17 protein-coding genes are annotated in these 18920 nt (G+C 28.8%); 12 read left to right on the top strand and 5 right to left on the bottom strand.

The genetic code is table 11. From position 1 onward, the window contains the following. Positions 1–389 precede the first annotated feature (389 nt). Complete coding sequence (locus BZ132_RS03345; protein ID WP_011406275.1) at positions 390–1679, top strand: O-acetylhomoserine aminocarboxypropyltransferase/cysteine synthase family protein; 1290 nt, start codon at positions 390–392, stop codon at positions 1677–1679. Positions 1680–1913: 234 nt separating this feature from the next. Further along, positions 1914–3386, top strand: coding sequence for a homoserine O-acetyltransferase (locus tag BZ132_RS03340; protein ID WP_011406274.1), 1473 nt, complete (start codon positions 1914–1916; stop codon positions 3384–3386). 105 nt (positions 3387–3491) lie between these two features. Here BZ132_RS03340 and fbp read toward each other — a convergent pair whose 3' ends face one another. Then, positions 3492–4586 (bottom strand): fructose-1,6-bisphosphate aldolase/phosphatase, encoded by a 1095-nt coding sequence (gene fbp, locus BZ132_RS03335; RefSeq protein ID WP_011406273.1) that lies wholly within the window; start codon positions 4584–4586, stop codon positions 3492–3494. Between the two features lie 193 nt (positions 4587–4779). Further along, positions 4780–5751 carry an isocitrate/isopropylmalate dehydrogenase family protein gene (locus BZ132_RS03330; protein WP_011406272.1) on the bottom strand — a complete coding sequence of 324 codons (972 nt, stop codon included), beginning with the start codon at positions 5749–5751 and terminating at the stop codon, positions 4780–4782. Positions 5752–5908: 157 nt separating this feature from the next. On the opposite strand from BZ132_RS03330, the gene BZ132_RS03325 reads away from it, so the two are divergent. The 9 genes from BZ132_RS03325 to npdG all read left to right on the top strand — a co-directional run bounded on the left by BZ132_RS03325 (position 5909) and on the right by npdG (position 14131). Continuing rightward, positions 5909–6478: a HEAT repeat domain-containing protein gene (locus BZ132_RS03325; protein WP_011406271.1), complete on the top strand. Its 570-nt coding sequence runs from the start codon at positions 5909–5911 to the stop codon at positions 6476–6478. 280 nt (positions 6479–6758) lie between these two features. Continuing rightward, positions 6759–7712 carry a malate dehydrogenase gene (locus tag BZ132_RS03320; protein WP_258393695.1) on the top strand — a complete coding sequence of 318 codons (954 nt, stop codon included), beginning with the start codon at positions 6759–6761 and terminating at the stop codon, positions 7710–7712. 445 nt (positions 7713–8157) lie between these two features. Beyond that, positions 8158–8736, top strand: coding sequence for a pyridoxal 5'-phosphate synthase glutaminase subunit PdxT (gene pdxT, locus BZ132_RS03315; protein ID WP_011406269.1), 579 nt, complete (start codon positions 8158–8160; stop codon positions 8734–8736). Further along, entirely contained in the window at positions 8724–9641 is a 918-nt protein-coding gene (locus tag BZ132_RS03310) for a glutamine amidotransferase (RefSeq protein ID WP_011406268.1), read from the top strand. The genes pdxT and BZ132_RS03310 overlap by 13 nt, the downstream gene beginning before the upstream one ends. Before the next feature lie 18 nt (positions 9642–9659). Then, entirely contained in the window at positions 9660–10340 is a 681-nt protein-coding gene (locus tag BZ132_RS03305; RefSeq protein WP_112149450.1) for a tributyrin esterase, read from the top strand. Next, positions 10337–11407, top strand: a complete 1071-nt coding sequence (locus BZ132_RS03300) for a Coenzyme F420 hydrogenase/dehydrogenase, beta subunit C-terminal domain (protein ID WP_011406266.1) — start codon at positions 10337–10339, stop codon at positions 11405–11407. The genes BZ132_RS03305 and BZ132_RS03300 overlap by 4 nt, the downstream gene beginning before the upstream one ends. Beyond that, on the top strand, positions 11408–12886 hold the full coding sequence (locus BZ132_RS03295) for a glutamate synthase-related protein (RefSeq protein ID WP_011406265.1): 1479 nt from the start codon (positions 11408–11410) through the stop codon (positions 12884–12886). A 23-nt stretch (positions 12887–12909) separates the two neighbouring features. Further along, positions 12910–13251 (top strand): P-II family nitrogen regulator, encoded by a 342-nt coding sequence (locus BZ132_RS03290; RefSeq protein ID WP_011406264.1) that lies wholly within the window; start codon positions 12910–12912, stop codon positions 13249–13251. Between the two features lie 199 nt (positions 13252–13450). After that, on the top strand, positions 13451–14131 hold the full coding sequence (gene npdG, locus BZ132_RS03285; RefSeq protein ID WP_011406263.1) for an NADPH-dependent F420 reductase: 681 nt from the start codon (positions 13451–13453) through the stop codon (positions 14129–14131). 376 nt (positions 14132–14507) lie between these two features. Here the strand turns inward: npdG and BZ132_RS03280 are convergent, their stop codons facing one another. From BZ132_RS03280 to BZ132_RS03270, 3 genes are all read right to left on the bottom strand, one after another. Continuing rightward, positions 14508–14846 (bottom strand): P-II family nitrogen regulator, encoded by a 339-nt coding sequence (locus tag BZ132_RS03280; RefSeq protein ID WP_011406262.1) that lies wholly within the window; start codon positions 14844–14846, stop codon positions 14508–14510. Positions 14847–14864: 18 nt separating this feature from the next. Continuing rightward, positions 14865–16088 (bottom strand): ammonium transporter, encoded by a 1224-nt coding sequence (locus tag BZ132_RS03275; protein WP_011406261.1) that lies wholly within the window; start codon positions 16086–16088, stop codon positions 14865–14867. 257 nt (positions 16089–16345) lie between these two features. After that, positions 16346–17497 carry an alanine--glyoxylate aminotransferase family protein gene (locus BZ132_RS03270; protein WP_011406260.1) on the bottom strand — a complete coding sequence of 384 codons (1152 nt, stop codon included), beginning with the start codon at positions 17495–17497 and terminating at the stop codon, positions 16346–16348. A 250-nt stretch (positions 17498–17747) separates the two neighbouring features. Between BZ132_RS03270 and BZ132_RS03265 the strand changes: the two genes are divergently transcribed. Continuing rightward, positions 17748–18470, top strand: a complete 723-nt coding sequence (locus BZ132_RS03265) for a 6-hydroxymethylpterin diphosphokinase MptE-like protein (protein WP_011406259.1) — start codon at positions 17748–17750, stop codon at positions 18468–18470. The last annotated feature ends 450 nt before the right edge of the window (positions 18471–18920 follow it).

The following is an 18920-nucleotide window of genomic DNA, read 5'->3' as shown; positions in this document are numbered from 1 at the left end:
ACCCGACAACTGGAAAGCCACTTTTTACCAAAACCTTTATATAATATAAACAATATAACAATTGTTATATCTTATGAGTTATTATATCATGTTTTAATTCATGAAAAAAATTTTAAATAAAATATATCTTATATGTAATATTTTAGTATATATATTAAAGCAAGAATTTTGTTTTATATACTAAAATATAACAATGTTAATAAAATAAATATTCAAGATAAATGAAAACTAATTACTAAAAAAAGGGAGAATGATGTGCATGGGAATAATGCGATTATAGAAAAAAACTAAAAAAGAGGAAATATGAACAATTAAAATAAAAGAAAAAAATAATATAATAAATAATCGTATTTAAAAAAAAGAAAAAATATAAAAAAGGAAGTGAAAAAATGGCATACGAAATAAAAAATAAAAAAAATATAGCAACAATTGGATTACATGTAGGACAAGAAGAAACAGATAGTACTGGTTCAAGAGCAGTACCTATCTATCAAACAACATCATATGTATTTAAAGATACAGACCAAGCAGCAAATAGATTTGCTCTACAAGAAGGAGGAAATATATATTCTAGATTAACAAATCCAACCACTGAAGCATTTGAAAAAAGAATAGCTGCAATTGAAGGTGGAAGTGCTGCATATGCAACAGCAAGTGGGTTAGCAGGAATATTCTATGCAATAATCAACCTAACACAAGTAGGAGATAATATTGTATCTGCAGATAATTTATATGGTGGAACATTTGAATTATTTGAAAACACCTTAAAAGATTTAGGAAGAAATGTAAAATTTGTAGATTCACAATCACCAGAATTATTTGAAAAAGCTATAGATGATAAAACAAAAGCAATCTATGTAGAATCCATAGGAAATCCAAAATTAGATGTACCTGACTTTGAAAAAATATCTGAAATTGCACACAACCATGGAATACCACTCATAGCAGATAACACAATAGGTGTTGGAACAATAAGACCATTTGATCATGGAGCAGATATAATTGCAAGTTCAGCAACAAAATACATTGGTGGACATGGAACAACACTTGGTGGAATAGTAATTGAAAAAGGAGATTTCCCATGGGATAATGGTAACTTCCCAGCACTTGTAGAACCAGATGCAACATACAATGGTTTATCATTCTATGAAACATTTGGTCCAGCAGCATTCACAACAAGAATAAGAGCAGTACTTGGAAGAGATACAGGAGCTGTACCAAGTCCATTCGGTTCATTCTTACTATTACAAGGATTAGAAACACTTGATTTGAGAGTTACAAAACACGGAGAAAATGCTCTTGAAGTAGCAAAACATCTAGAACAGCATCCAAAAGTAGCATGGGTAACATATTCTGGATTAGAAAGTAGTCCAAACCATGAATTAGCTTCTAAATATGCAGAAAAAGGATTCTCTGGAATGGTATCATTTGGTCTTAAAGGAGGCTATGATGCTGCAATAGAATTTATTAACAACACTGAATTATTATCCTTACTTGCAAATATAGGGGATGCAAAATCATTAGTTATACATCCTGCTTCAACAACACACTCACAATTAACAGAAGAACAACAAAAAGCTACTGGAGTAAGTCCAGACCTTATTAGATTATCTGTAGGTATTGAAGATGTTGAAGATATAATCAATGATATAGATAATGCATTAGAAAAAGTTCAATAAGTATTTAAACTACTTTATAACTTCTTTTTCCTTATTTTTTTTTAGAAACATGATAACTATTTAATTTTCAAAAACCATATAACAAATTTAATTTTTGATTTAAAAATATTAAAAAAATCTTTAAATTATCATTTATTTTTTTTAGAATACTATAAAAACAATTAAATGTATTAAAGTATATATTATTTCATAATTATTAATAAATAATCATTATAAAAAGGGGTGGACTAATTAATGACATATAAAAAATCACTAGGAAATGTATCAACAAAGTACTATAAAATGAAAGAAGATTTACAGTTAGATACTGGAAATATTCTAGAAACACCAACAATAGCTTATGAAACATATGGTAAATTAAATAATGAAAAAAGTAATGTAATACTAGTATGTCATGCTTTAACTGGCGATGCACATGCTGCAGGTTGGCATGACGGTGATAAAAAGCCTGGTTGGTGGAATATTATCATTGGTCCTGGAAAACCCTTAGATACAAATAGATATTTTATAATATGTTCTAATGTTCTTGGAAGTTGTAAAGGAACAACAGGTCCATGTGATATTAATCCCAAAACAAACAAACCATATGGTCTTGACTTTCCAATTATTACTATAAATGATATGGTAAAAGCACAGAAAAAATTACTAGACTACCTTGATATAAATCATTTATATGCAGTTGTTGGAGGATCAATGGGTGGAATGCAAGTTCTTCAATGGACTATTACATATCCAGACATGGTTCGTAATGCAATAATGATAGCTTCAGGTGCATATTCTACACCACAACAAATTGCATTTAATGCTGTACAACGTCGTTCCATAATAGAAGATCCTAATTGGAAAGGAGGAAAATATTATGAAGAAGGTGTTAGTCCAGAACAAGGTTTATCTGTAGCACGAATGATTGCACATATAACATATCTAAGTAATGAATCAATGTATGAAAAATTTGGTAGAAAATTACAAGATAAAAATAAATTTAGTTATGATTTTAGTACAGAATTCCAAGTAGAAAGCTACCTAGAACATCAAGGATCTACATTCACAAAGAAATTTGATGCAAACAGTTACCTCTATCTTACAAAAGCTCTTGACTACTTTGAAGTTAGAAAAAATACTTCTCTAGAGGAAGCATTGAAACCTGTTAAATCAAGAATACTTATAATGTCAATTACATCTGACTGGTTATATACACATGAACATATGGAAGAAATTGTAATGGCTCTACGTGCTAACAATGTAGAAGTTTCATATTCAAGACTTAATTCTGAATATGGTCATGATGCATTTTTAATTGAAAATGGTCAAATGAATTATATTATCAGTAACTTCTTATCAAAAGCAAGAGTTAAAGATGTCATGTCCCATACTACTTTAACACTAGATTATACAGCAGATATTAAGGAAGCTGCTGAATTAATGATGAATTGTAACAAAACACATATTCCAATTGTAGATGATGGTAAAGAAATTGTTGGAATTATAACTGCATGGGATTTATCAAAGGCAATAGCAACTGATGCTAATTCTATTGATGATATAATGACAAAAAATGTCTTAACATGCACAGAATATGATTCATTACATAAGGTTATTAGAAAAATGAAAGAACATAATATCTCAGGTTTACCAGTAATTGATAAAAATCACAAAGTAATTGGTAGTATAACCACCGCACATATTTCTAATTTATATGAAAAATAGAACATTTTTCATTATTTACTTTTTTTAAAAGAAATTTTCATTTTGAAAATATGAATATTAAAAATAGTCTTTCTAAAAAGGGAGGTTAATGTAAATAAAATATATTTACATATCTTCAAATCTATCTTCGAGTTTTTCAAGTACGCCTGGAAGACTTGTGTATTCCATTTCATCTGCAGGTAATCTGTGAGGTTCAAATGGTCCATGTCTTCTCATGTAATTTGCAACTTTTGTTGCTGTGTTTCTTGCATCATCAAATGCTGGATCTGCAAACATATCTACAGGACCAATTAATTTTGCTTCACTTACTTGGAAACCGAGTCCTATTACACGAGGAGGTCCGTCAAATCTTACAGGTCTTGCATCTGCTTGGGATACTGGCATTAAAGGTCCGTTATGTGATCCTCTCATCCATCCACTTACTAAGTGAGGGAATGCGAAAGGTTCGGAAGTTTCTCCACCTGCAGGGAATCCTGATTGTGATCTTACTATTGCAACTGGGTCATCTTTTCCTATGTATTTTCCAGCCATTAAGTTTAATTTATCTGTACTTACTGCTGCTGCTATTTCATTATCAGATCTTCTGAAGATTCTTTTTATTACGTATCTTCCAGTTGAACCAATTAATGCTAATAAATCATACATTTCATCAGGACAGGACATTACAACTTTTCTATTTTCTATTACATCATAAACTTCAAAGTCAAATCCACCATGTAATGATGGGTCAATTACTAATCCTGCAGTGTTGAATGGGTCTGCAAACATTCTAAATAATGGTAAGTTAAATGCTCCTGGTTCTGTTTTATCACAACAATATGCAAATACAGGATCAGAACCTCTTTCTTTAAATTCCATTTCTGCACTACCTGGACCCATACCTTTTATGTTTCCACTAAATGTATCAGATAATAAATCTTGACCTGCACCGTATAATTTAAGTCCTTTTGCAACTTCTGCTCCAGCCATAAAAGTATCAAATGCTAATTTGTGTACTTCTTCGTTATCGGTACCGTTTGTGTGAGTCATGATCATATCTATATCGTCACCACAATTGGTTATATAAAAATCAGTTAATAATCCTTCTTCTTTTGCATTGGATAAGTATTCGTTACATTTATCTTTTAATTTTTGGTGTGTTACTGCGTGTCCACCAACACTACCAATATCTGCTTTAATTATACTTACAGTTGTTTTCATTCTATTGTACCTCCGAGGTAAAAAAAAACTTATGATATTGACATTATTTTTGTAATATTTATTTTCTTGTAAATGAAAACTAAGTTCTATTAGTTTACATGAAATAAATTAATGAATAAATATTTTTTCAATATATAATTTTATTATCTATTTTTATCTTTATAAATTTATTTATCATATCTTTTAAATTTTATTATAATCTATGGAGTATATTATTTGCAACATCTTGTGTATTGTTATGTCCACCCATATCTGGTGTTTTAACTTTACTTTCAGAAATTGTTTCTTCTACTGCATTTTGAATTCTTTTTGCATCATCATATAATCCTAAATATTCAAGCATTAAACAACTTGATAAGATCATTGCTATTGGATTTGCCTTATTAAGTCCTGCTATATCTGGTGCTGATCCATGTACTGGTTCAAATAATCCAGTTTTATCCCCAATATTTGCTGAAGGTATAAGTCCAAGAGTTCCAACTAATCCTCCACCTTCATCAGATAATATGTCTCCAAAGAGATTTGTTGTTACTATAATATCAAATTGAGCAGGATTTGTTATAAGATACATTGCCATAGCATCTATATAATAATCATTGGATTTGATTGTTGGATAATTACTTGCTACTTTATAGAATGTATTTTTAAATATTCCATCAGTTACTGGTAGTACATTTGCTTTATGTGATGCTGTTACTTTACTTTTTTCTGTTTTAAGTGCATAGTTAAAAGCATAATTTATTATTCTTTCTGAAGCTTTGTATGTTATTTTTCTAATGGCTATTGCTTCATCACCAGTACTTTCTTCAATATGTGAATATAGTCCTTCAGAATTTTCACGTATTATTGTAAAATCTATATCTGGATTTGTATATGAATGTATTGGTCTTTGATTTACATATAAATCAAGTTCTTTACGTAATGTCACTATTGCACTTTTTTGTTGTGGAATTGATGTTACTGCTCCAAAGAGTGTACTATCACTTTCTCTACATTGAACAATAGTCTCTTCAGGTAGATTTGTATCATATTTTTGATAACATTCTTTTCCTGCTTCTTTTGGTATAAATTCAAATTTAGAATTTAATGTTTCAAGAATATCTATTGTTGGTTGCATAACTTCTTGTCCTATACCATCACCAGGTATTACTGTTATTTTATACAATTTTTTTATTCTCCTATTATTTTATGTTAATTATTTTTAAGTTGATTTAATTTGTAACTGATAGCTATTTATATTATTTAAACTATATATTTCAATTGTAAGAGTATAGAGAAAAAATAAAAAAAAATAAAGATTAAATTAATAAAGGTGTTTTTAAATGAGTGCAGAAGATGTAAGAAATGCAATTAAAGATCTTAATGATTTAGATAGTTTTGTTAAATTAGAAGCTGAGAATATAATAGCTTCAAATATGCCAGATGAAATTGATGTATTACATGAAGAAATAGTAAAACCATATTATCATAAAGATATTAAATTAGAAATGGTTGAAATTTTAAAAGGACTTAAAGATCCTAGATCTATTGAGATTTTTGCAGAGTTATTACATGACCAGAATAAATGGGTTAGAAGACAATCAAGTAGTGCTCTTGCAGATTATGGTGAAGAAGCTATTGACACTTTACTTAAATTAGTTGATGATGAAAATTGGAGGGCTCGTGGAGGAGCAGTTTGGGCTTTAGGTAAAATTGCTAAACCTGAAACTATTGACGTGTTTGTTAAAGCATCAAAAGATGAACGTAGTTTTGTTCGTTCTGGTTCTGTTTTTGGTTTAGGTAATATTGGTGGCCAAAAAGCTATTGATACTCTTAAGGAATTAGTTTCTACAGATGATAGTGGATATGTCAAGGCAAATGCAATGACCTTTTTAGATAAATTAGAAAAATAAGTTAATAAAAAGAACTTTTTTTATTTTTTTTAAAAATATGTATTTTTTTAATAATTCTTTTAAAATTTTAAATTATTAATAAACATTATTTAATATTTATTATTTTTTTTTATACAAAACACATTTTTATTTTATATTAATTATAATAATTACTATTTATTATAGTAAGGTTTTATTAATATTATTAATAAATATAATATTAGATTATAATTATTTGAGTAAATAATAATTCATATAATAATAAAATTAATTTTTTTTAAATATAATAGGATCTGATAAATTGGTAAAAATAACAATAATGGGTGCTTCAGGAACAATTGGTAAAACTGTTGCTTTTAACCTTGCTGAAAAAGATGTTATAGACGAAATTATAATGTTTTCTAGACCATCTAGTCATGAAAGAGTAAAGGGTGAAATATTAGACATGTATGATGCATTGGCTGCTGAAGACATTGATTGTGAATTAAAAGCTTCTTCAGATTATGCAGATTTAGCTGGTTCATCAATAGTATTAATTACTTCTGGAGTACCACGTAAAGAAGGTATGTCAAGATTAGATTTAGCAGTACCTAACTCAAAAATTGTTCAAGAATATTCTAAACAAATTGCAATACATGCCCCAGATTCAGTTATTCTCATTGTAACAAATCCTGTTGATGTAATGACATCAATTGCATTAAAAACTTCAGGTTTTGATAAAAAACGTGTTATTGGTCTTGGAAATCATCTAGATTCATTAAGACTTAAAACTTTGCTATCTAAACATTTCCATATAAATAGTAGAGAAATACATACAAGAGTTATTGGAGAACATGGAGATCATATGGTTCCACTTTTAAGTTCAACAACAATTGGTGGTATTTTATTAAAAAGTTTTGTAGAATACATGGATTTAGATGTACCAAAATTAGTTGAAACACTTAAAAATTCTGGAAATAATATAATTAGTAAAAAGGGTGCAACTGAATATGGACCATCATATGCAATATCTAACTTAATACTAACTATAGCAAATGATACTAGAAAAATATTAACTGTTAGTACATATCTTGAAGGTGAAGTTGAAGGAGTATATGATGTGTCATTAGGAGTTCCTGTAATTTTATGTAAACATGGAATTAAAAGAATTGTTCCTTTGAAAATGAATGATGAAGAAAGAACAGAATTTTTTGATGCCGCACGTACAGTTAAAAAGACAACATATGAACTAGAAAAGATGCTAAATAAAGAATAGTGTTTTTTTCTTTTGAATATTTTTTTTATTTAATATACATTATTAAACATTGTTTATTATTTTTAGTTTTTATTGAATTGTTTTTGAGTATAAACCTCTTTTTTTATTACCAAACTAAAAATAATCATGTTAAACTTATATAACTAGTTGAACAATATTAGAAATCTATATATATTGTAAAACACAATATAATAATAGATAAAATAATCGTTATTTTATTAATAATTAATTTAATCTTTTAAAGAAGAAATTGATTTAATAAGAGAATAAAATACGCTTATAAATTAAATTAATACTTATTCAAATCATGAAATGATTTTATTTTTTCTAAAGATTAAATTTTAATAACTCAAATTCTTACAAGTTCTATTATATTTACTTAATAGTACATGTATAATAATTAATCAAAAGATTAAGAACTTAATTCTTATAGAGAGGTAAATAAATGATAACAATAGGCATTTTAGATTTACAAGGTGATGTGGAAGAACATCAAATAATTACAGAAAAAGCATTGAAAGAAATGAAAATTGATGGTACAACAAAATTAGTTAATACTCTAGATGACATTAAAGATTGTAATGGATTAATTATATCTGGTGGAGAAAGTTCCACAATAGGTATGCATCTAGAAAAAACTGGACTTTCTAATTACCTTAAAGAAACTGGAATACCTATATTAGGTACTTGTGCAGGATTAGTACTACTTTCCAAAAAAACTGACCAAGACCAACCATTACTTGGATTAATAGATTCAACAGTAAAAAGAAATGGATTTGGAAGACAAAGAATGTCATTTGAATCAGAAATTAAATTCAATAATGAAGATTATCATGGAATATTTATCAGAGCTCCATACATAAGTCAAATTAGTGATGATGTAGAAGTATTAAGTAAATATGATGATAAAATAATTGCAGTTAAACAAAATCAGTACATTGGAATAGCATTCCATCCTGAATTAACTGAAGATACATTAATTCATAAATTATTTATATTAGAGGTAGAATCATGTGTGGTATAGCAGGAGTAATATATAAAGATAAAAAAACACATAATGTTGGAGAATCATTAACTGCTATGTTAGAATCTCTTCAACATAGAGGACCAGATTCTGCTGGTTTTGCTATATATGGTGGATTAAATCTTCCAGAAAATAATTATCAACTAAATATAGAATTAAAAAATAAACCAATGTTGCTTGATCAACTCAAAACAACTTTAACTCAGATTAGTCCAATATACAATGAAGAATTAATTCATTCTGTAGATGACTATGATGTATATAGATGTGAAATACATCTAGAAAACTATTCATTACTAAAACCATTAATTACAAATCTCGATAAAATAGAAGATATACAAGTAATAAATGGTTCACATTCATTTGAAATGATAAAAGATGTTGGACTTGTAAAAGACATTGCAAAACGTTACAACGTACCTTCAAGAGTAGGAACTCATGGTATAGGACATACTAGATTTGCTACAGAAAGTGGTGTGGATAGATATCATGCACACCCATATCAAAGTTACATAACACCTGATATAACAGTAGTACACAATGGACAAATAACAAATTATTGGAAAATAAGAGATCCACTTGAAAGAAAAGGACATAAATTTGAATCATTCAATGATACAGAATGTATAGTACATTACATGGCAGATAAATTACATCAAGGATATAAATTAGAAGAAGCATTAGAAGAAGCAGTGCATGATTTAGATGGACCATTCTCAATACTTGTTGGAACTCCAAATGGTATTGGTATAGCTAAGGATAAATTAGGATTAAGACCTGGAGTAATGGCAGAAAATGATGATGTGTTTGCAATAGCTTCAGAAGAAATGTCCCTACAAGATGTACTAGATACAGACCATGTAGAACAAATAGCACCGGGTGAAACAAGATCTTATACAATATAATTTAGGGAGTAATATTATATGAGAGAATATACAATTGATGCTAAAGATATGGATGAAAAAACATTAAATAGATCCATAAAAGAACATGCACTAGATTATGATAAATTAATTATAAAAAATCCACAATCTAAACACAACATTGCAGCAGGACTAACAGAAGAAGTAGAAATAGAAATTGTTGGATCTGCTGGATACTTCGTTGGTACCATGGTAGATGGAGCAAAAATACATATTACTAGAAATGCTGGATGGTTTGCTGGAGATAATATGACTGGTGGAGAATTAATTATCGAAGGAGGATCTGGTGATGGTGCAGGACAAGGAATTTATAATGGAACTGTAGTTGTAAAAGGAGATACTGGTTCAAGAACTGGAGAAATCATGAAAGGTGGAACAGTCATTATAGGTGGTAATAGTGGCTTCATGACTGGACTTCTTATGATGGGCGGAAGACTTATAGTTCTAGGTGATGTGACAGATGATGCTGGTGAATCCATTATGCGTGGAACAATCTATGTACTAGGTCAAGTAAAAAGTCTAGGTAAAAAAGCAGTACTAAAACACACAACCCTTGATGACCAAAATGAATTAAAAGAAGTATTAACAAAATATGGCTTTGAATTAAGTGATATAGATTATACTAACTTTAAAAAAATAACTAATGGTGAAACTAAAACTGAATCAGGGGGTAAAAAATGAATCAAAAAGTAGCAATGGTTGGAACTCCATGTGAAATAATGGCAGCATCAAAAATTCAACATTATACAGAATCAGTAATTGACTTTAAAATAGGTTTATTCTGTATGGAAAACTTTTCATATTCCTATTTTACTGAGTTATTAAAGGAATATAACATAACAATGGATGAAATAGAAAAATTTAGAATTGAAAAAGGTAAAGCATTTATTTTCCTTAAAAATGGAAAACTAGAAAAAATACCATTATCCATTGCAAAATCAGTTGTTAGAAAAAACTGTCATATATGTGCTGAATTATCATCAGAAACATCAGACATATCCATAGGTTCCATAGGTTCAGAAGATGGCTGGTCCACAATCATAATAAGAACACAAAAAGGACAAGATGTTATTAATAATGCAATTAGTCAGGGATATATTGAAGCTCATGATCTAACAGAATCCCAACTAAAATTATTAAATAAAATTGCAGATAAAAAAATACAAAACAACTTAGAAACAATAGAAGAACGTGAATATCATGCAAGACCAGTATTATATCAAAGAGAAATATCAGATAATGCTATTCTTGATGAAATAAATAATTCAAATTTCTTAGATCTAAGAAAAAATGTTATTGATGTTGGAGCTTGTGTTTTATGTGGAGCATGTGAATATGCATGTCCTGATGGATTAATAACAATTAAAGATTCAAAACCAAGAAAAAGTAAAAAATGTCCTGAAGACTGTCATTTCTGTTTTGCTGTATGTCCTAGAACATTCATTCCTGAAAAACTTAGAAATGATTCATCTAAAGTATTAGGAGATTATAAAAAAATAATGACAGTAAGATCATTAAAACATTATGATGGACAAGATGGTGTTGTTGTTACAACAATACTTGACTACTTAGTATCCAATAAAATTGTTACTAAAGCTTTAGTTGTAGATAAAAAAGATGACCTTGCCTGGAAACCATACCCTGTATTAACTGATGATATTGATGAAATTGTTAAATCATCTGGAACAAAATACTCTGTATGTCCAGTATTCAAACCATTAATTGACTTGAAAGAGGATGTGATTTAAATGCCTTTTAATGTAGAAAGAAGATCTGAAATATGTAAAAGGAATAATAATCGTCCAGGATGTTGCTGGTATCTCTGTGACAATCCAAAAAAATCATTATGTAAAAATTGTTACAGTTGTTATTCTAACTGTCCACATGATGTTTATGAAATAATAAATGATGAACCACAACCAGTACATAAAGAAAACTGTGTAGGATGTAAAATATGTGAACAAATGTGTCCTACAAATGCAATTTATGTAACTCCCCTTCCATATGAAGGAAGAGGTGTATGGTCTAGTCAATCAATGCTTGAAATTCAACGTAAATCTTCAACAGGTTCATATAAAGTTAGAGGTTGTGGAGCAACAAGAATAGTTCCAACATTTGATGATTTAAGTATTTTACCTGCACAAGTTTCACGTCCTCCTATAGATTCATATAGGGAACCATGTAAAACTGAAGTTGTTTTAGGTGATCGTTTTGCAGAAAATCCATTAAAAATTGATACTCCTATTATGATTGGAGCAATGTCTTTTGGTGCTATTAGTAAAGAAGCTAAAATTTCCTTTGCAAGAGGAGCAACACTTGCAGGTACAGCATCAAATACTGGTGAAGGTGGAATGTTACCTGAAGAACGTCATTATGCTGATAAATTAATAGCCCAATATGCTTCTGGAAGATTTGGTATGTCTGCAAATTACTTAAACAATGCTGAAGCTGTTGAAATCAAGATTGGACAAGGAGCTAAATCTGGAATGGGAGGACATCTTCTTGCTAAAAAAGTTACAGCAGAAGTAGCAAGAATTAGAAATATTCCACAAGGTACAGATGCCTTAAGTCCTGCAAGACACATGGATATTGTAGGTCCAGAGGATTTAGGAATGAAAATTGATCAATTACGTGATATTACTGATTGGAAAGTTCCAATCATTGTTAAATTTACTGCTGGACGTGTAGAACAAGATGTTAAAATTGCTGCAAAAGCTGGTGCTGATATAATTGTTATTGATGGTATGCAAGGTGGTACAGGAGCTGGCCCTGAAGTTATTACAGAACATTCAGGTATTCCTACAATACAAGCAATTATGGAAGCAGATACTGCCCTTAAAGAAGTTAATTTAAGAACAGAGGTAAGTCTTGTAGCTGCTGGAGGTATTAGATCTGGTGCTGATGTTGCTAAAGCTATAGCATTAGGTGCAGATGCAACATATATTGGTACTGCTGCATTAGTATCAATTGGATGTAAGGTTTGTAAAGCATGTAGTAAAGGTAAATGTCCTAAAGGTATTGCTACACAGGATAGAATGTTAAGAAGAAGATTAGATCCAGTGCGTGGTGGTCAAAGAGTTGCTAATTATATTAAAGCAATGACTGCTGAGGCTAAAATGTTAACTCAACAGGCAGGTAATACTGATATTCAAAAACTTGAAAAAGAGGATTTAGTTTCATTAACTATGGAAGCTTCACAAATTACTGGAATACCTCTAGTTAGATAAAAAAAATTAATGGGATGAATTTTATGTTTAAAAAAGTAGAAGCTATTATTAGACCTGAAAAATTAGATATTGTAAAAAATAATTTAGAAAATATTAATTGTAAAGGTTTAACTGTCAGTAATGTAAAAGGTAGAGGCAAACAATTAGGTATTGTCGAAAAATATCGTGGAAATGTATATAATGTTGATTTGATTTCTAAAATTAAATTAGATATTATTACTACTGAGACTGAAGTTGAAAAGATAGTTGATACTATTAAAAGTAGTGCTTTTACTGGTAATGTTGGAGATGGTAAAATATTTGTCTCTGATATTGAAGATATTATCAGAATAAGAACTGGTGAACGTGGTGTTAATGCTATTTAAGCATTGATACTTTTATTTTTTTATAGATTATATTTTAATTATATGATAAAAAAATAGATTTTTATATTTTTTTTAATATAATTATTAACAAATTTTATATATTAGATGAAATATATATTAATAGTAATTATTAATCATTATAAATCATTATAAATTATTATTAATTTATTATGAATTAAGAATACATGAGGTTATAAAAATGAAAATATCAATAATTGGTGGAACAGGATCACAAGGTTTAAATCTTGGTAAAAGATTTGCAATAGCTGGAGAAGATGTTATTATAGGTTCAAGAAAAGAAGAAAAGGCTTTAACAAAAGTAGAAGAATGCCTTGATTTATTAAAAGATTATGATAATATTAAAATGGAAGGAATGTCAAATGAAGATGCTGCAAAAGCTGGTGACTTATTAATTTTAACAGTTCCTCTTTCAGCACAAAAACCAACATTACAATCAATTAAAGATTTTGTTGGAGATAAAATAGTTCTTGATGCAACAGTTCCTCTTGAAACTGCAATTGGTGGATCACCTGCAAGATTCATAGATTTAATGGAAGGTTCAGCTGCAGAAAGAACTGCTAAAATACTTAAAAAAACTGATGCTAAAGTAATTGCTGCATTTAATAATATAAGTAATTCATTACTTGAAAACATACCAGAACCTATAGATTGTGACTGTTTAATAGCTGGAAATGATAATGAAGCTAAAAAAATAGCTATTGAATTAATTGAAAAAATACCTGGTGTTGAATGTATTGATTGTGGTAAATTAGAAAAAGCAAGAATGATTGAAAAAATAACTCCACTTCTCATTGGATTAAATATAAAATACAAATCCCATTATGGTGGATTAAGAATCACTGGAATTTCTAGAGAATAATTTCTCTAAGATATAACCCCCATAACCTTTTTTTATAATTAATAATATTTTAATACATACTTATTTTTAGAATAATCTTAACTCTTCCATGTGTAAAAAATAGTCATAGTCCTCTAGTAGTATTATATTTATTTTATTCAAAATTGGATAATAAATAGTACTTACTCTTTTTATAAAATTAGTTTAAATTATCTTTTAAAAAAAAATAAAATAAGAAAAGTGGTGTTTAGTGTTTTAGATAAATGTTTTTTTATTGAATTAATAAGGGGAGGTTAAAACGGAGAGGAAGATTATTGAGGAGATTTCAATAATATAATTTAGTTAAATAAACAATTAATTTCCTATGAATACATTGTATCATGGAAATTAGGGGGAGTTACAAAGCTTTGTCTCCCCGTTCATTTGTTCTTATTCTTACTACTTCATCTATATTGGTAATAAATATTTTTCCATCACCAACATTACCTGTTTTTGCTGCTTCTGTAATTGCTGTTATTACATTTTCAACATTATTATCAGGTACTACTGTTACAATTTTTATTTTTGGAAGAAGATCAATTCTATAACTATTTCCTCTATAGTTTTCTTCAATTCCTAATTGTTCTCCTCTACCTTTTACATCCATAACTGTAATTCCTTTACAGTTTATTTTTTCTAGTGCATCTTTTACTGCATCTAGTCTTTCATTTCTAAATATGGCTGTAATTTGTTTCATTGTATCATATCCTTATGTTTATATTCTGTAACCTACTTCTTCATGTTCGTTTGCATCTAAACCTTCTATTTCAGTTTGTTCATCTACTCTTATACCCATTGTTTTATCGAGTACTTGAGCAATAATGTAAGTTACTATAAATGAGTATAATGCTACTGCTACTATACTTATTATTTGTATTACTAATTGATTTGGATTACCATATAATAAACCTGCTGCTTCATTAATTGCAGGACATGCAAATACTCCTGTAAGTATTGCTCCCCATGTTCCTGATAATCCATGTACTCCAAATGCATCTAATGCATCGTCGTATCCAAGTTTTGGTTTTAAGTATGATATACCGAAGTATGATACAAATACTGTTGTAAATCCAATTATTAATGATGCTGGTACATCTACAAATCCTGCTGCAGGTGTAATTGCTACAAGTCCTGCTACTGCACCTGTTATTGCACCAAGTATTGTTGGTTTTCCTGTTTTCCAGATATCTAATAATATCCAAGCAATCATTGCCATTGCTGCTGCAGTGTTGGTTGTTATAAATGCATTTGCTGCTAATCCATTTGCTCCAAGAGCTGATCCTGCATTGAATCCAAACCATCCAAACCATAATAATGCTGCACCTATTACTGCATATCCTAAATGGTGAGGTAATAAACGTCTGTCTTTTCTAGGTCCAAGTACGGTTATTAATGCTAGTGCTGCTATACCTGAGTTTAAGTGTACTACTGCTCCTCCTGCAAAGTCTAATGCACCAAGGTTAAATAACCATCCTCCACCCCATACCCAGTGAGCTATTGGGACATATACTAATGTTAACCATAATGCTACAAAAACCATCCATGCTTTTGCTTTCATTCTTCCTACTACTGCTCCTGATATTAATGCAACTGTAATTGCTGCAAATGTAGCTTGGAACACTACATATAATAATTCAGGTATTGTTGTGTCTACATGAAGCATATCAAGTGAAATTCCTGTTAATAAGAAATTTGTTGGTGCTCCTATAAATCCGCCGATTGTTGATCCAAATGTGAATTGGTATCCATATGCTATCCAAATCACTGATGCGATGGCAAAACCGGTTAGAGATAAGAACATTGTGTTAAGAACGTTTTTATTTTTGCTCATACCTCCATAAAATAATGCTAACCCTGGTAGGGTCATAATCATAACTAATGCCGTTGACATTAGTATCCAGGCCGTATCACCTGTGTTTAGTAACGATTCTGCTACCACTATAAATCCTCCATATTATATATAAATTAAATTTTTATTTGCGGTTATGTTTTCACTATTTTTCTTCCTTAGTATATTATTATTGTTACTTTTTTTTATTATCTTTATTTTCAATTACATATCGGAAATAGGAAATACACTTCCGTTAATAATAGTATTATTATCATAGTATATAAAGGTTGTGTTAAAAATAAAAAAAAATAGACTAAAAAAAATAATAGTTAAAAGGGATAAATACCCTTAAAAAAGATTAAATTCTATAAATTTTTAAGATATATATCTTCTAAAGCTGCTACTCCTGCTCCAGATTCAAATTCAAAACCAAATTCTTTTAAAGTCATTTCTAAGCAAGCAAAAGTCATAGCTAATTCATGTAATCCAGTGGTACCCATGTGACCAATTCTGAAAATATTTCCTTTTAAGTGATCTTGTCCACCAGCTAATTCAATTTGATATTTATTTCTCATTGTTCCACGAAGTTGATTATCAGTTACTCCTTCAGGCATATTAATTGCTGTTAAAGTATTGGAATAATCTCCTTCACGTGCAAATAAATCTAATCCTAAAGTTTTTGCTGCTTCACGAGTAGCTTCTGCACCAATATGATGACGTTTTATACGTGCATCTAATCCTTCTTCTAAAACCATGGATAATGCTTCACGCATTGCATAGGTCATGGATACATTAGGTGTGTATGGTGTTTGAGAAGGTGATTTATCTCCGCTTTTTCTCATAGCTTTTAAGTCTAAATAGTAAGTAGGAGAATCTACACTGTCAATAACTTTCCATGCATCATCATTTATAGTAATTGCTGCCATACCTGGTGGTGCTGCAATACATTTTTGTGATCCAGTAAGACAAATATCTAATCCATATTCATCTACTTTAACATTATCTCCTGCTAGTGAAGATACTGTATCAACAACAAATAATGCATCATAATCTTTCATTATTTTTCCAACTTCTTGAATTGGATTTACTACTGCTGTTGAACTTTCATTATGAATCATAGTAAGAGCTTTAACATCATCATTTTCATCTAAAACTCTTTTTATTTCTTCAGGATCTGCTGCTTGTCCCCAAGGAACTGCAATTTCTATGGATTCTCCACCGAAAACTTCAGTTAATTGTTGTAATCTTTGTCCAAATTTACCACTTACAACATTTATTACTTTGTCGCCTTTTTCCACTATGTTTGCAATTGCAGCTTCCATTGCTGAAGTTCCTGATCCAGTTAATAAATATGATTTATTATCTGTTTGAAATACCTCAGACATCATTGCTGTTGTTTCTTCTAAAATTTCACCATATACTGGTCCTCTATGGTTTACAATAGGTTGTGCCATAGCATCTAATACTCTTTTAGGAACAGTTGTTGGTCCTGGAATCATTAATAAAGTATCTTCCATTGGGAATATTCCTCCAAATTATAATTTTTTTATAAACGTTTATTTAAAAAGTTATAATAAGATAGTTTTAATATAATGAAATCATATAAAATCAATAATTACACTATCATTACTATAAATTTATTTATGTATTTCATTCTTTTTAATATTGTAGTTTTAATGTAAGATTTAGAATAATAATAATATAATAAATACTTTTCTTAGATATAAATATAACAATAGAATATATGATAATTTTTTTGTGGTTTTTATGGATAATATAACAAATAACAACTGGAATATATGGTATAAAAAAATATGTAAGGATTTTAATTTTAGTGAAGATGATGATAAATATTCAGCAGACATACTAAATAACCTAATTAAAAAATATGGGAAATTTAATAAAAGCCATCTACATGTACATAATAAATGTATTGTATTTGGAGCAGGACCATCAATTAAAAAACATATACAATTAATTAAAAATAATTTCAATCTTAATAATTATACTTTAATTGCAGCTGATGGTGCAACAACAGCACTTCTTGAAGAGAATATCATACCCTCAATAATAGTAACAGACCTTGATGGAAATATAGACAGTATACTTAAATCAAATAAAAGAGGTTCCATACTCTATGTTCATGCACATGGAGATAATGTTAATAAAATAAAAAAATATGTTCCCAAACTAAAAAATATTATACCTACAACACAGACAAAACCATATGATTTACTTGAAAACCATGGTGGATTTACAGATGGGGATAGAGCTGTGCATATTGCACTGTATGATCTTAAAATCAAGGATATAACACTTGCTGGAATGGATTTTGGTAATATTATAACAAATTATTCACGACCTGAAATAGAAGTAGAACTAAAAGAGGCAGATGATATTAAGAAATTAAAACTTGTATATGCTAAAAAATTAATTGAATCTTTAAAATTAGAAAATGAAAATATAAAAATTAATAATTTAATTAAATAAACTTTTAAAAATAATTAAACTGTGACTTATTATAATTAGTGAAAAGATAATTATAAACATCACAATTTTGTTAATTATATGTTCTGTGGGTACAATTAATTATTTATAATAAGTAGTGTATATATCCTTACATTATTTTAATAAATTTTTCTTTATAAAATATAAATTAAATGAAAATGTTTGATTATATAAAAACTAATTTTGAATTTAATAAAATAAAAATTATGAAAAAATAATTCTCTAAAAAAAATAACTTCAATAAAAAAGAAACTGTGAAACTATATAATTTATTTTATATAGAAATTATATGCAATCACAATTTTAAAATAATTTTGTTTTGTGGGTACAATTATATTATATTGAAAAACTAGGATATATATTGTAGTACTAAAACACTAAAAAATACATTAAAAACATTAAATTTAATTTAAAAGTGGCTTTCCAGTTGCT

Origin of the sequence: Methanosphaera sp. DEW79, from assembly GCF_003266085.1 — an archaeon.
Taxonomy (GTDB): domain Archaea; phylum Methanobacteriota; class Methanobacteria; order Methanobacteriales; family Methanobacteriaceae; genus Methanosphaera; species Methanosphaera stadtmanae.
Note: the sequence above shows the minus strand (reverse complement) of the source record. Positions and strands in the feature narration are given on the sequence as shown.